The sequence below is a fragment of the Halorubrum depositum genome, assembly GCF_007671725.1.
Lineage (GTDB): Archaea > Halobacteriota > Halobacteria > Halobacteriales > Haloferacaceae > Halorubrum > Halorubrum depositum.
This window is the reverse complement of the sequence record NZ_VCNM01000001.1, coordinates 550,243-564,611: the sequence shown is the minus strand read 5'-3', so window position 1 is coordinate 564,611 and position 14,369 is coordinate 550,243. Positions and strand designations below refer to the sequence as shown.

Genomic DNA, 14,369 nt, shown 5'->3' with positions numbered 1-14,369 from the left:
CGAGATTGTTGGCGGCGACGAAGATCGGGCGTCAGGTGAGGGGAAAGCTGCTGTGGTCGACGCGAAACACAACTAACAATGACAAACGACACAAACTATCGCGGAAAGGCCAACGCGGTCTTCTTCGCGGCGGTCATGGTCATCTCCATGGTTGCCGTCGGCTTTGCGGCTGCTCCCGCAGCTGCGGTCGGTACCGGCGACGATGTCACATTCGATGACCAGGAGCTTGCTAATGATGACACAGTCGAAGTGGATGTACAGAACAATAGTGGAACGATTGACGGCTCTGTCGTCATCACCTACAATGACTCTTCCGGCACTCCGATCGTTGCCGGCGTTGAAAACGTAGATGATGGCGGCACCGTCAACGTTGAAGTTGAAGACGACGGAGGATTCCCCGGTGCCCACACGGCTCACCTTACCTCCGACGATGCTTCCGCACAGACTATTGGCGAAGCCGTTGACGCCAGTAACGTCGAAAACTCCAGCAGTGCAACTGTCTACGCGGATGACCTAGTTACCGGTGCGACCCAGTTCCAGGGCCAAGAGCTAACCCAGAACGTTACGGGCGAGTTCGGTAACGACGATCTCGAACTGCGTGAAGTTGACACGAGTGACAGCACGAACACCATTGCTGGCCTCGAGCAGGCACTCACGATTCGGGAGTCCTTCGGTGTGGAGACTGTCTCCTTTGAGACGGACGACCTCGAGCCTGGTGTCTACGCAGTTACCAACAAGACGCGTGGAAGCAGTCTCGGTGCTGAGACCACTTTCGAAGTCGTCACTCAGAGCGTTTCGGCTGAGTTCGACGAGGATTCTGTCGGCAACGTCGACGGTGAAGACGAAGTTGACTTCGAGATCAGTTCCAGCCAGCGGAACACCTACGACGCCGAAGTCAGCGCTGACGGCCTCGACGGCGACGAACTCGAGGACATCTTCGTCAACTCTGGCGCGTTCGACTCGTCCGACGTGGACGTGGACAGCGACGACGACATCGTCACCCTCACCGACGCTGAGGGTGACCACACGCTGAACTTCACCGACATCGACGCCGGTGAATACGAGTTCGAAGTCGCCGTCACGGACACGACCGCGGAAGACACAGCGAACGTCACCGTGGAAGACGTGGCCGACGGCGAGATCAACATTGAGGAAGGTAGCCTCACCGAGCAGCAGGGTGACACGGTCGAATTCACCGTGACTGCTGACGGCGCAGTGAACAGCGGTACGGTCGTCATCGGTAACGAGGACGACTTCGGCTACCAGACGAACATCACCGTCGATGACTTCGGCGACGACGAGCAGATCACGCTCGCGTTCAACACCTACGCGGCTGGGTTGAACCAGAGCGACCTTGACCCGGTTCAGGTTGTCGACACCGACGACGATGACGACGAGATCACCGTCGAAGGCGAGACCGAACTGGACGACATCCTCGCTACTGGGGACTACGACGTCTCCTCGTCCGCAACGACGGGCGACTTTGACGAGACGATCAGCGGGGCCGACGACGTTGCGACGCTCTTCATCGAGGAGCGGAGCACGGATGGCTTCCAGACGTGGACCGCGTCCACGTCCAGTGCTGACGAGGTCCTCGACGCTGACGAGGACGAGCAGCTCGAGACGCTGACCGGTGCCGTCGAAGATGACCTCATCACGCAGACTGATACGGTCGCAAACGGCGACGTCATCGTCCACCAGATCAGCGCCAGCGGCCTCGAAGGCCCGATCAACGCGCTCATCGATAACAGCAGTAACTCCATCGATAGCGAAGAGGCGGCCCTCGACGCGCTCGTGAACAATGCGCAGGACGGCGAGTTCAACGAGAACTCCCCCATCCAGCTCCGGATTCGCGAGACCTCCTCCAGCGCTGGTCCGAACGCGGACCGCGAGACCGTCCCCGTCAATGAGGGCGACATCGATGTCGTCGTCGACGAGGAGAACGATGACTACTACGTGATCCAGCAGCCCAGCGGTTACAGCAACCTGGCTGACGACGAGGATTACGAGTTCAACGTCGACTTCGCTGTCCGCGACGAGCGGTTCTACGTCGACAGCTTCGACGATGACTTCGATCAGGACGATTACGACAGCGCGGTCAGCGAAGACCGCGTCAGCACCACGCTCGGCATTGACGAGCGCTCGGCTGAGTTCGACCAGGATCCGTTCAACGTGACGAACACGGAGAACGAAACGGTCACGGGTACGACGAACGTCGCGCCCGGAACTGAGTTCACGGTCCGTGCCCGCTCCGATTCCGGCACGCAGCCCTCGTTCGTCAAGACTGACAGCGAGGTCACCGTGGCCGCTGACGGTGCGTTCGGAGCTGAGTTCGACTTCAGCGACACGTCCGTTGGCGACGAGTACACCCTCTCGGTCCAGCAGCTCCAGCTGAACGACGCCGTTGAGGCCGACGGTACGGTTGTCGAGTCCACTGAGGAAGTCGCGACCTTCGAGGTCTCGGACCTCAGCCCGGCCGAGGCGACCGCCTCGGCTGGCGATTCGGTGACCGTCTCCGCGACGATCGAGAACACCGGCAACGCAGAAGGCACCCAGTCTGTCGCGCTCACGCTTGACGGCGAGGAACTCGACAGCCAGGAAGTCACGCTCGAAGCCGGCGGTAGCCAGACCGTCGAGTTCACGGCCGACACGTCCGGCCTCGACGCTGGTGACTACGAGCACGGTATCTCCACCGACGACGACGAAGCGACCGGCACGCTCACCATCGAATCCACCGGCGACGACGGTGGCGACGGTGACGACGGTGGCGACGGCGACGACGGCGGCGACGGCGGCGACGGCGGCGACGGAGACGATGGTGGCGACTCCACCGACGACTCCACGCCCGGCTTCGGCGCTCTCGTGGCCCTCGTGGCCCTCATCGCGGCTGCGCTCCTCGCTACGCGGCGTACCGAGTAACGCAGCAGCGACACTCCACGCTCGATAACTATCGGCCCTCGCGGGCCGACTCCTTGCGGCACTTCTTTATCGGACTCGACCGCCCAGCGACGGCCAGACGCGTCGCACGGTCGAAACGCCTACACCCCCAGACCGCCTCGGCGACGGTATGCAAGCGCGTGACCTGATGGAGACCGAGGTGAAGACGGTCGCCCCCGACGACGACGTCGCCGACGCGTTCAAGAAGTTCGCCCGCTACGAGTTCAGCGGCTTCCCCGTCGTCGACGACGAGGACCGCGTGGTCGGCGTCGTCACCGAGTCGGACCTCGTCGACCTCTTCGAGCCCGACGACGAGACGCTGTGGATCCCGATCGGGCTCCCCCCGTTCGTCGACACGCTCACGTATCAGGTGAAGGCGCCGTGGGCCGACCTCGATCTGGGCGTGGACATGGTCCGGAACGCCGACCGCCCGATCTCCGACGTGATGAGCACCGACGTGGCGACGGTCACCCCCGACGCCTCGATCGACGAGGTGCTCGACCTGCTCGTCGGCGACGACCCCGACATCAATCGGGTTCCGGTCGTGGACGACGACGGACGGATCGTCGGGATCATCGCCCGGCAAGACGTCATCCGAGCGTTCCACGACAAGCGGCTGGCGTAGCCGGTCTCTCGGCGTGAGAACGCTCCCCCCGGTTGATGTTCGAACCGCGCGTATCGACGCGTATGAGCGACTCATCTCAGCAGATCGCGACGTTCGACGCCCGCACCGAATTAGAGGAGGGAACCCGGGTCCGCGCGGAGACCCGCCACTTCGAGTTCGCCATCGACGAGCCGGACTCGCTCGGCGGCACCGACGCGGGCCCCAATCCGGTCGAGTACCTGCTCGGCTCGCTGGGCGGCTGTCTGAGCATCGTCGGTCGCCTCGTCGCGGACGGGATGGAGCTCGAAATCGCCGAACTGACCGTCGACCTCGAGGGGGACCTCGACCTCGCGACGTTCCAGGGCGCTGCCGTCGACTCGCGCGCCGGCTTCCAGGAGATCCGCGCGTCGGTTCGGGCGGAGCTTCGGTCGCGAGACGGCGACCCGGTCGGTGACGACACCCGCGAGGAGTGGCTCGCCCGCGTCGAGCGGCGATGTCCGGTGAGCGATAACCTCGGCGGAGAGACGCCGATAGCGCTCGATCTGTCCTAACTCGCGGCGTCGGCCGTCACGGGTTCACCCGCACCAGCCACGCCTCGGGGTCGTCGAGCTCGGACGCGGTCGGGAGGTTCTCGGGGCGCTCCCAGACGGCGCCCGCGGCCTCGATCCCCCGCGCGTCGGCGACGTGTCGGAAGAAGGCGGCGCCCCGCTCGTACTGCCGGCGCTTCATCCCCAGTCCGAGCAGTCGTTGGGCGAGCTGGCGGATCGGCCCGCCGCCCCCGCGGCGCTCGTCGAGCTTGCGCCGCAGGTCGGCGTACTCGTCGTCGAACGCGCGGTCCATCAACACCTCCGCGTACCCCTCGACCGCCGTCATCGCCGCCTGTAGCTCCGCGAACGCCTCCGTGTCCAGCCCGCCGATCGTCATCTCGCCGGCCGTCAGCCCCTCGACGCCGCGTTCGACGCGGGACTCGAGGTACTCCGGGAGCCACGGCGCCGCGCCGAACTCGGCCGCGTGCGTCACCTCGTGGAAGGCGATCCACCGGCGGAATCGCGGGTAGTCGACGTCGAGCGACGCCGCGACGCGCACGATGTTCGGGTGGACGAAGTAGAGGCCGTGCTCCGCGTCCGGCTCGTCCGCGAGCAGCAGCGGGTCGTACTGCCCGAGGACGTTCCGCGCGAGGAAGCCGAGCGCGAACGCCATCGTCCCGGTGTTGGCGACCCGCGAGACGTCGCGCGAGAACGCGGCGATCGGGCCGCCCGGACCGCCGAAAACGTCGATTTCACCGGACCCCCCGGCACCGCTGGCGCTCCCTTGTCCCCCGCCGAACGGCTCTCGCACTCGGTCGAGCGGGCCTTCGCTCGTCCAGTCGCCACCGGTCGCCGGTCCGTCGGGGGCGCCGCTCGCTTCCGTCTGCCCCGTCGCCGCCGCCTCGATCGGCGCCATCACGTTCCGGAACGTGTCGACGCTCGCGTCGATCCAGTGGTGACGGTTCTGCACCTCGATCTCGTCGGGGACGTCGAACGCGATCCCCGCGACCTCGCCGAGCCGCGTGCGGGCGTCCCGGACGTCGGCGGCGTACCCCTCGCGCTCGCCCGGCGTGAGCGCGACCGAGCCGGGGTCCGTGCTCGCCTTCGCGGCCGCCGCGGCCCGGTCCCAGTCGACGACGCCGGTGCCGGACGCCTCGGAGACCGCGCGTAGGCTTCGGAGGATGTCCATACGCACGGGACGGGTGCGCGACTCAAATCGCTTGCGTCGGTTCGGTCACTCGTCGCCGGCGATGCCCGAGGGGACCTCGTCGTCGCCGCGGAGCTTCACGACGCCGACCGCGACCGCGACGAGCGCGGCCAGCGCAAGCAGGAGCCCGGCGACCGAGAGCGCCGACACGCCGCCGGCTTCGGCGTCGGCGGCGTCGGCGCCGCCTTCCGCTTCTCCTTCCGAGTCGGAATCCGACTCGGCCGGCTCGTCGTCCGTACCGAACAGTTCGAACGGGCCGATTCGCACGTCGCCGTCGCCGAGGTGGAGCTCCACCAGCGTGAATGACGAGTCGGTCATATCCCGTCGTTCGCACGGCAACGATTTATGCGTGGCGGCGCGGTCGTCGCGGTTCAGTGCGGTTTCGTCGAGCATCGCCGGGAGGGCCCCGTCGAACTCGCGGACCGGCGCTTTCTTGGCCGGTCCGGAGCCACTCGCGTGCATGCACGAGAGCGGCCGGACGTTCCTCGACGACCTGCTCGCGACCGCCAGTCCCTCCGGGTTCGAGACCCCGAGCCAGCGGGTCTGGGCCGACTACGCCCGGGCGTTCGCGGACGACGTCTCCGTCGACGCCTACGGCAACGCCGTCGCCGTCCACGAGGGCGACCCCGACGCGCCGACGATCGCGCTCGCGGGCCACGCCGACGAGATCGGGTTCATCGTTCGCGACGTTCTGGACGACGGCTTCCTCCGGATCTCCCGGATCGGGGGCTCCGACCGCACCGTCTCGAAGGGCCAGCACGTCACGGTCCACGCCGACGAGCCCGTCCAGGGCGTGATCGGCCAGACCGCGATCCACCTGCGGGACCCGTCGGACGAGGAGTACGAGGAGATCGCCGGACAGTTCGTCGATATCGGCGCGACCGACGCCGCGGAGGCCCGTGAGCACGTCGAGGTCGGCGACCCCGTCACCTTCTCGACCGACTTCGAGGAGCTGGTCGGCGACCGGATCGCCGCCCGCGGGATCGACAACCGCACGGGGACGTGGGCGGCCGCGGAGGGGCTCCGCCGCGCGGCCGAGCGCGACGTCGAGACGACCGTGTACGCCGTCTCCACGGTCCAAGAGGAGGTCGGCCTCCAGGGCGCCCGAATGGTCGGCGTCGACCTCGACGACGTGGACGCGTTCGTCGCCGTCGACGTCACCCACGCCACCGACAACCCCGACGTCGACCGCGAGCGTCAGGGACCGATCGAGCTCGGCGCCGGCCCGGTGATCGGCCGCGGGAGCGCGAACCACCCGTCGCTCGTCGCCCTCGCGCGCGAGGCGGCCGAGGACGCCGACGTCGACGTCCAGCTGCAGGCGGCGGGCTCGCGGACCGGCACCGACGCCGACGCCTTCTACACCGCGCGCGGCGGCGTCCCGTCGCTCAACGTCGCGATCCCGAACCGGTACATGCACACGCCCGTGGAAGTGGTCGATCTCGGCGACCTCGACGCGGTCGCCGACCTGCTCGCCGCCGTCGCCGACGGCGCGACCGAGGCGGCCCCGTTCGCCGTCGACGTCTGAGTCGCGCCGCACCGTGGTTCTTCGACCCGCTCTCCCCGCCGCCGTCGGCGAAAAACGAGCCACGGTAAACCGGAGCACGGCGCCGCCGAAACGGAACTGTTTTACAATATCCAGTCGTATCCGAGAATGCGTCGAACGGACGTGCGCTCTGGTAGTGTAGTCCGGCCAATCATATTGCCCTCTCGAGGCAATGACCGGGGTTCAAATCCCCGCCGGAGCATCCTTCGGTCTTCCCACTTCTAACGGCGGTTCTCGGCGATATTAAGTTAAGAACGAGACGGTCGGTGCTTCGAATTGTCTCCGTCCGAATCCAACTGCCTCAACGGTTCTACTGAATGGGTAGACTTGGATTTGGGGAGCGAGAACGGACATCCCACGAGATCATTGAAGCCGGTGTTCAGTTCCACCTTGCTGTAATGCCACTTTCAAATACAAAATAGTACTTTGAGATGTTGGTGTCGATCGAAGTCGAACAGCAATCCACGACTGGATTCAAAAGGCCGACCTACAGCCAGCTGACGGCGCGAGGTCGAATCGCGTTGCGGTCGATGGCACCGCGATTCAATCGACTCAGACGGGTTCTGGCCGTATGTCACCGTAGATTTCCGTGAAAATGAATTTCTCCACTTTGACTCTTCTACCGTTCAAAAGAAGCAATTTAACCTGGTGTTCCTCCGCGATCTCGGAGAGAAAACACCGTGTTGGGCATACGCAATTTCTCGTTGACGCTGGCGGACGTCTCATAGCTTCGCTCTCACGAATCTCACTCCGATTTCAAACCGCCCGCCACGGAAGTATATACTGTCTGATGTGTCTTTGAAAAACTAAAACGCAGAAATTATTTATTTTCAAATGTGTTTAAAACGCGTATCTGACGACAGTGGAATCATCGCTCCGAGCCTTCGCCGTCTGCTGGAACCGACGCTTAAATTAACATGATCGACTGACGGCGGTCGCGTTCCGGATAATTCCGAAACGGGATATTGATGCGGGTCAAAACGTCAGGTTCAGTAGTCGATGTCCGCTGCCGTTCGACGGTACGACTCGTTGAGCGCCGGACCGCCGAGTGCGGTGTACAGTTCGATGAGGTCGGCGACGTCACTGAGGCAGTAATCTTCGAGGAGTCGCGTGAGTTCTCGGTGGACGCTCGTGTCTTCGATGCCGGCGGTGACGTTGTCCACGTACCGTTCGCCGAGCACCTGCCCGACGTGTTTGCCTTGGACGCCGCGATCGTCGATCTCTGAGAGGTACGTGGCCGGGAACTCGTAGTCGTCGTACCAGACGCTGTCGTTGTCTATTCCTGCAAGTTGGTACGCTTTCCAGTCGGGGAGGATGTGCTGGTCGTCCCAGAGTTCGTCGGCATACTCGTCGGCCGCGGCGAGCGCGACGTCGACATGGTTTTCGAACAACGCTTCGGTGCGTGCGAGGAACTCGCGGGTTGTCGTGGCGTCTATCTCGCGGGCCCATGCGAGAAGGTGTGTTCCGTCGAACCACGTGCCGTTGTAGGTGAGGAGCCGGTCGATAGATCGGTCGTCACACCAGTCAAACAGTCGTTCGTACAGATCGATGGTGTAGGCGTCGTCCCAGTTTCCGCGGCGGAACAGCACCTCCGTCTCTGGCGGTTCGTCCAGGTCGTCAGCGTACGCGAGACTGACGGCGAACCACTCGTAGTGCTCCGTGTCGTTCGTGTGTTCGGGCGGTTCTTCGAACGGACTTGCGGTTTCGATATCAAGGACGAGTGTCCCCATGTTAGGAGAGCCTTCTCCGAACGGTCACTTTGAGATTCCCGTTTTGCGGCGCCATAGACTGGCCTGGCTGGCTGTCAGGATAAGTATTATTTTATGATCGAGATGCTCCGACACCATCCGAGTGTCATAGCCGCATCTCGTTTTGAAGACTGCATCGTTGTCGCCAGTGTCACCCGGTGGGTTCACGTGGTGTACAGTTGGAATTCGAATTGAGAGCGACTCCTAATCTCTCGATATTCGGGGCCGTCGCAGCATGGTCGTTGTATCGGTGACGGTGCGGTGTCGGGTGGTGAGTGAGGGTGGTTGACAAACTTTTAACCGGCACCGCGGGTTTCGTGTGGTGTGTCAGTTCCCCGTGCGAAATCGCCGTCTCGGCTCTATCGTGACGTCCGGTCGTACGACCGGGTAATCGTGCCGGACGGGCCGCTTGCGAGTGCGCTGAACCGGCAGCTCGATCGGACGCATCTCGGGCCGTTCGCGATTCCGCCGCGGCGGTTGGCGGCCGGTCGGCGACAGGAGTCAGAGGACCGCTTGGCGTTCCTCGATATCATCGCCGCAGAGGACCTGTCGTGGAAGCGGTGTGCGTACGCGGTCGGGAACATCCTGCAGTGCTGGGAACACCGCGGGTCGCACGACGCAATCCTGGAGTACGAGGCGTACGCTGATGCGACGACTGAACGCGCCGTCGAGCGGATCGCGGAGCTCGAGACGGCGTCGATGCGGCTGACGACCGAGACCATCGACCCGGAGTTGGACGTCGTCGTCGTCGAGCCGGCGATGCTCACGCAACTCGAACGGTCGTATCTGCCCGCCGAGTACGACACGGTCGGTCTGTTCACCGACGCGGCGTTCGACGTGCCGCCGTTCCGCATTCACGATTCACCGACGGCGATCGTGGCGGCGGTCGTCGACTCCGTGACTGAAGGGACCGCTGAGAGCGTCGGGATCGTCCTCGATCAGGAGAGCGAGTATTCCCCGCTCATCGAGTCGGCGCTCGAGTCGGCCGGCATCCCGTTTTCCGGCGGCCCCGGGTTCACGGATCGCAGCGATCACCGGTTGTTCCTCCAGTTACTTCGAACGGCGTTCCGTGGCACTGAGACGCGGGTCGGTGAGGTTCGGTCGTTGCTGACGGCCGTCGGGTGTGATATCCGTGAGCGTGACGCGGAGAAACGGCTGCACGAACTCGACGAGGACGGGGTGTCGTGGCTGGTCGGGTTTTGTCACGACATCGGGTCGTACACGTTCGCCGACGCGCTCTCGGTGTTCGAACGCCGCACCAGCAGTTCGCTCGACGCGTTCCGTGCGGAGTTGGAGACGCTCGGGCTCGCGGGGAAAGCCGTGACTGAGGCGCGGCTGGACGAGTTGGCGTTCTACTTGCAGACGTACGAGGTTCCCGTCGACCGGGAGAACGAAGGGGTGTTGCTCGCGGATGCGAAATCCGCGTCGTACGTGGGACGCGAGGTCGTGTTCCACCTCGGGCTCGACGAGCGGTGGACGCACGCCGCGCCGCGTCGACCCTGGGTGGATCGGGACGCGCAGTTCACGCGGAATCTGAAGAGCTTCCAACTACTGCTTCAGAGCGGATCGCAACAGCACTACCTCGTGCAGGACGCGGCCGGCGGGTCGCCGGTCACGCCGTGTCTGTACTTCGAGGAGCTGCTGGACGCGGAGTTCGATCGGTTCGCCGACCTGCCGTCGACGACGCATCACACCGCGTCCGCACCGCGGGGCGACGCCGGGTTCGACAAGGAGCCGGTCGAGGCGTCGTCTGAGCCGGTCGAGACGATCAGTAAGTCGAGTCTGAACACGCACGTGAACTCGCCGCGGGAGTACTATTTCAGCCGCGTGGTCGACGGCCCGGAGAAGGCGTATCTCACAGAGGGGACGCTGCTGCACGACTTCGCGGAGTTCTACGTGAACCACCCGGACGTCGTCGACGACGCGGCGCTCACCGAGGTCGTCGAGCTGATGATCGATGCGGTGCGGCCGTTGGTCCGGGGCGTCGACGAGGCGACGCGCCGCACCGAGTACCGGGCGAGTCTGGAGACGATCGTCTCGTACCTGGATGCGAACCCGCCGACCGACGGGGCGTTTCTCACGCCGTCGAGTGGCGGCGAGAACGCGGTCGCCGCGCACTTCGACACGGACGTTGCGTCACCGGTGACCGAACGCCGGTTCGTCGACGAGGAACTGGGGATGAACGGGATGATCGACCTCGTCCAGTCGGAGCGCGCGTTGCTCGATTACAAGAGCGGCAGCAAGCGCAGCGCGAACGCGATCGTGAAACACGCCGCGTTCGACGAGGCGACCGACAAACCCGATTTCCAGGCGGCGTTGTATCTCACGTATTGGCGGACACAGGCCCCCGACGCGGAACTCTCGTTCACGTTCTTCTACGTCACCGAACTCGTCGACGACCTGATCACCGGCGACGCCGACGTGACGGAGGCGGTGACGACGGTGCCGTACTTCCCGGAGTCGGTGACTGAACACGTGCGTCGAGAGGCGTTCTTCGAATCGTTGCGCGAAGCGGGAGCGAACAAGTGCCAGAAGGTCCTCTCGAAAATCGAGTATCCGACGTACGACGCGTTGTTCGACGCTGCGCCGCTCGTCGAAACGACCGACAGCGACGAACTCATCGAGTCCGAGTTCGGTCAAACGATGATCGAGCGGCTGAAAGCCGGGATCGGCGACTACAAGTACGTGACGACGGGGAGCGAGCAGGTGATGCGGGCGATCGCCGACCGGCAGCGGTCGGCGTTTTTCGAACCCGATCTCGACGCGTTCGAGTCGTTCGTCGACGAGCAGCTGACGGCGGTGAATCGGCGGCGGACGGGCGCGGAGCGGTTCCCGATCGAGGGGCTCGCCGGGGAGCCGAACTACCGGCGCGTGGATAACCGTGACCTGTTGTTGGAGGGCGAGCGATGAGCGGTGTCACGCCAAACCCGGAGCAACGCGATCTCATCGAGGCGACCGACGGGCTGTACCTCGTCGACGCGGGCGCTGGGACCGGGAAGACGTTCACCGTGACGCGGCGGTACGCGAACATCGTCGCGCAGGACGGCATCGCGCCGGACGACGTGTTGTTGGTGACGTTCACGAACAACGCGGCCGAGGAGATGCGCGACCGGATCGTCCGGCAAACGACGTACGGGCTGCGTGAGTTGTCGAACGCGCCGATCCAGACGTTCCACTCGCTGGCGCACGACATCCTCGATGAACACGGGCACGACGCGCCGACGCACCTCGGGGTCGACGAGACGATCACCGGGTCGACGCGGATCGTCGAAGACGAGATCATCGAGGAGGCGCTGTTCCGCGAGTTCACCGGGCAGTTCACCGACGCGCACCCGGAGTACGACGCGTTCTTCACGGCGCTGTCGGAACCGGCGGAGCTGCTGGACCTGATCAAGGAGCTGTCGGCGAAGGGCGTGTTCCCGACGGCGGACGGCTGGTACCGTGACGGCGAGTCGCATCTCGACGGTGAGTTCGAGACGTTCGAGTCGCTGTTCGCTGAGCTGAACGAGCCGCGGAACGACGGGGGCAAGCAGTCGAAGCTCCGGTCGAAGCTGTACCGGTACGGACAAGACAAAACGTACCTGCCGGACGCCCCGGACAAATCGGAGATACGCGGCGACGGCAAACAAGTCCCGGAACGCGTCGCCGCCCGGGCGTTCGAGGCGGACAGAACCGCGCTCAAGCGGTTCGTTCACGACGTGTATCACTCGTATCTCGCGTTCGCGTTGCGGTGGAACTACCTGAACTTCGGGTTCCTCCAGCTGTTCGCGTTCGTGCTTCTATGCGAGGACCACGGCCTGCGAGAGGACCTCGGGTTCGAGTACGTGATGGTCGACGAGTTCCAGGACTCCAGCGAGATCCAATTCAAACTCATGCTGTTGCTGGCCGGCACGAACAACATCTGCGTGGTCGGTGACTGGAAGCAAAGCATCTACGGCTTCCAGTACGCCGACGTCGACAACATCCGCGAGTTCGACGACCGCCTCGACCGGTTCGCGGCGGCGTTGAACCGCGACGCGGACCGCGTCACGTTCCCGACGACGCCGATCGAGGAGAAGCGACTGACGCGGAACTACCGGTCGACGCAGTCGATCCTGGACTTCTCGACGCGCGCGCTGACGGCCACCGCCACGAAACGCGAGTCGGTCGACGAGGAAGCGATCGCGGAAGCGGTGACGCCGCTCGACGCCGACACGGACCGCGATGACACTCGCATCGAAGCGCTCACGAGCGCGGACGAACGCGAGGCGATCCTGGCGAAAATCGACGCGGTCGTCGGGAACGACGCGTACGCCGTCGAAGGCGACGACGGTGAGTCCCGCGCCCCGCGGTACGGCGATATCGCGGTGTTGACGCGGACGCGGGCGTTCGGTCGTGAACTACTCGACACGGCCGACACGTACGGACTCCCGATGGCGTACGAGGGCGGGATGGAGGTGTTCCGGACCGACGCGGCGAAGCTCGTGTTGGCGTGGCTCCGGATCCTCGAACGCGACGCCGACCGCGGCTGGGCGCTCGCGTTGGAAGACGCGGGGTACACGATCGACGAGGCGAACGCGGTCATCGACCGCGAGGCGTACCCGGACGCGATGGTGGCGTTTCGAGACGAGCTTCGGGAGTTGGAGACGGTCGGCGGCGTCGCACGCCGCGTGTTCGACCGGTACGACCGGACCGGGCCGACCGCGGACGTCGTGCTCGACACGATCCAGTCGGTCCACGGCACGACGACGTTCACTCGCGGCGAACTCGTCCGGTTCATCGAGCAAGCGATCGCGGACGGCAGCACGCACGAGGTCGACGCCGGGGCCGGGACAGACGCGGTGACCGTCCAGACGATTCACGCGACGAAGGGGCTCGAATACCCGATCGTTATCCTGGCGAATATGAACGCGAACGCGTTCCCGTCGACCGGCGGGAGCGGGAGCACGATCGCGTACACCGACCCGATCGGGCTCCGACAACGGAAGGTGTTCTCAGACGCCGCCCACGGCGTTCCGTACGTCTACGACGACTGGCGGACGGACGTGCTGAACGCGTGTCTCCCGCAGGACTACGACGAGGAACGCCGCCTCCTCTACGTCGCCATCACGCGCGCCGAAAGCCACGTCATTTTCACGAGCGGCACCGACCCGAACGCGTTCCTCGACGCGCTTCCGGTCGCCGTCGAGGCCGTCGATCCGGACCTGTCGGGGTTCGAACCGCCGGCGCGTGACCACTCGCCGTTCACGGCTGACATCCCGGCGACTGACGGGCCGACGGGCTTCTCGCCGCACACGTTCATCGACGATTCGGTGTTCGAAGGGGATACCGGCGGTCGCGGCGTGGAGTTCGGGTCCGCGGTCCACGACTTCGCGGAACGGTACGCACTCGGCGAGCCAGCCGAAGCGGACAACCCGGACAAACGACACGTGAGGGCACTGCTTGACTCGCTCGACGGGGAGACACTGGCGGAGATCGACGCGTATCTCCCGGTGACTGTCGACGGGAAAACCGTGTCGATCGGCGGGATCGTCGACGTACTCCACGTTACCTCTGATCGCGTCGACATCATCGACTACAAGACGGACCGGACCACCCGGGCAGAAGACGAGTACCGGAAGCAACTCAGCATCTACTACCACGTCGTCGTCGACCAGTACCCAGACCGATCAGTTGCTGCGTCGATCTTTTATACGGACGACGGTGATCGCCGTGAGATCGACCCGCTAAGTAAATCCGAACTCAAAGACCTCGTGCGAGCACACCAAGCGTAACTGTCTCCCGGGTTGGGCGGTCATCGACGAAAATCAGGAGGGTCGCGCCG

9 protein-coding genes and 1 tRNA gene are annotated in these 14,369 nt (G+C 64.8%); 7 read left to right on the top strand and 3 right to left on the bottom strand.

Annotated features, from left to right (window positions below; translation table 11 throughout):
• Positions 1-78 precede the first annotated feature (78 nt).
• The 3 genes from FGM06_RS02890 to FGM06_RS02880 all read left to right on the top strand — a co-directional run bounded on the left by FGM06_RS02890 (position 79) and on the right by FGM06_RS02880 (position 4,092).
• Positions 79-2,919: a BGTF surface domain-containing protein gene (locus tag FGM06_RS02890; RefSeq protein WP_144797361.1), complete on the top strand. Its 2,841-nt coding sequence runs from the start codon at positions 79-81 to the stop codon at positions 2,917-2,919.
• Between the two features lie 148 nt (positions 2,920-3,067).
• On the top strand, positions 3,068-3,562 hold the full coding sequence (locus FGM06_RS02885) for a CBS domain-containing protein (RefSeq protein WP_144797359.1): 495 nt from the start codon (positions 3,068-3,070) through the stop codon (positions 3,560-3,562).
• Positions 3,563-3,624: 62 nt separating this feature from the next.
• Positions 3,625-4,092: an OsmC family protein gene (locus FGM06_RS02880; protein ID WP_144797357.1), complete on the top strand. Its 468-nt coding sequence runs from the start codon at positions 3,625-3,627 to the stop codon at positions 4,090-4,092.
• A gap of 16 nt (positions 4,093-4,108) precedes the next feature.
• Here the strand turns inward: FGM06_RS02880 and FGM06_RS02875 are convergent, their stop codons facing one another.
• Together FGM06_RS02875 and FGM06_RS02870 are read right to left on the bottom strand one after the other, a co-directional pair.
• Positions 4,109-5,257, bottom strand: coding sequence for a zinc-dependent metalloprotease (locus FGM06_RS02875; protein ID WP_144797355.1), 1,149 nt, complete (start codon positions 5,255-5,257; stop codon positions 4,109-4,111).
• Between the two features lie 45 nt (positions 5,258-5,302).
• A complete protein-coding gene (locus FGM06_RS02870; RefSeq protein ID WP_144797353.1) occupies positions 5,303-5,593 on the bottom strand; it encodes a hypothetical protein in 291 nt (96 codons plus the stop codon).
• 142 nt (positions 5,594-5,735) lie between these two features.
• On the opposite strand from FGM06_RS02870, the gene FGM06_RS02865 reads away from it, so the two are divergent.
• Positions 5,736-6,800: a M20/M25/M40 family metallo-hydrolase gene (locus FGM06_RS02865; protein ID WP_144797351.1), complete on the top strand. Its 1,065-nt coding sequence runs from the start codon at positions 5,736-5,738 to the stop codon at positions 6,798-6,800.
• Between the two features lie 145 nt (positions 6,801-6,945).
• Positions 6,946-7,020 (top strand) — tRNA-Glu (locus tag FGM06_RS02860).
• 787 nt (positions 7,021-7,807) lie between these two features.
• Here the strand turns inward: FGM06_RS02860 and FGM06_RS02850 are convergent.
• Positions 7,808-8,548: a hypothetical protein gene (locus tag FGM06_RS02850; RefSeq protein ID WP_144797349.1), complete on the bottom strand. Its 741-nt coding sequence runs from the start codon at positions 8,546-8,548 to the stop codon at positions 7,808-7,810.
• Between the two features lie 342 nt (positions 8,549-8,890).
• On the opposite strand from FGM06_RS02850, the gene FGM06_RS02845 reads away from it, so the two are divergent.
• Both FGM06_RS02845 and FGM06_RS02840 read left to right on the top strand, forming a co-directional pair.
• Positions 8,891-11,476, top strand: coding sequence for a PD-(D/E)XK nuclease family protein (locus FGM06_RS02845; protein WP_144797347.1), 2,586 nt, complete (start codon positions 8,891-8,893; stop codon positions 11,474-11,476).
• On the top strand, positions 11,473-14,319 hold the full coding sequence (locus FGM06_RS02840) for a UvrD-helicase domain-containing protein (RefSeq protein WP_144797344.1): 2,847 nt from the start codon (positions 11,473-11,475) through the stop codon (positions 14,317-14,319). Before FGM06_RS02845 ends, FGM06_RS02840 begins: the two co-directional genes overlap by 4 nt.
• The last annotated feature ends 50 nt before the right edge of the window (positions 14,320-14,369 follow it).

What these genes read in the sequence shown, in the direction of transcription:
- FGM06_RS02890 (WP_144797361.1), top strand. Translation starts at nt 79, where the DNA reads ATGACAAACGACACAAACTATCGCGGAAAGGCCAACGCGGTCTTCTTC.
- FGM06_RS02885 (WP_144797359.1), top strand. Translation starts at nt 3,068, where the DNA reads ATGCAAGCGCGTGACCTGATGGAGACCGAGGTGAAGACGGTCGCCCCC.
- FGM06_RS02880 (WP_144797357.1), top strand. Translation starts at nt 3,625, where the DNA reads ATGAGCGACTCATCTCAGCAGATCGCGACGTTCGACGCCCGCACCGAA.
- FGM06_RS02875 (WP_144797355.1), bottom strand. Translation starts at nt 5,257, where the DNA reads ATGGACATCCTCCGAAGCCTACGCGCGGTCTCCGAGGCGTCCGGCACC.
- FGM06_RS02870 (WP_144797353.1), bottom strand. Translation starts at nt 5,593, where the DNA reads ATGACCGACTCGTCATTCACGCTGGTGGAGCTCCACCTCGGCGACGGC.
- FGM06_RS02865 (WP_144797351.1), top strand. Translation starts at nt 5,736, where the DNA reads ATGCACGAGAGCGGCCGGACGTTCCTCGACGACCTGCTCGCGACCGCC.
- FGM06_RS02850 (WP_144797349.1), bottom strand. Translation starts at nt 8,548, where the DNA reads ATGGGGACACTCGTCCTTGATATCGAAACCGCAAGTCCGTTCGAAGAA.
- FGM06_RS02840 (WP_144797344.1), top strand. Translation starts at nt 11,473, where the DNA reads ATGAGCGGTGTCACGCCAAACCCGGAGCAACGCGATCTCATCGAGGCG.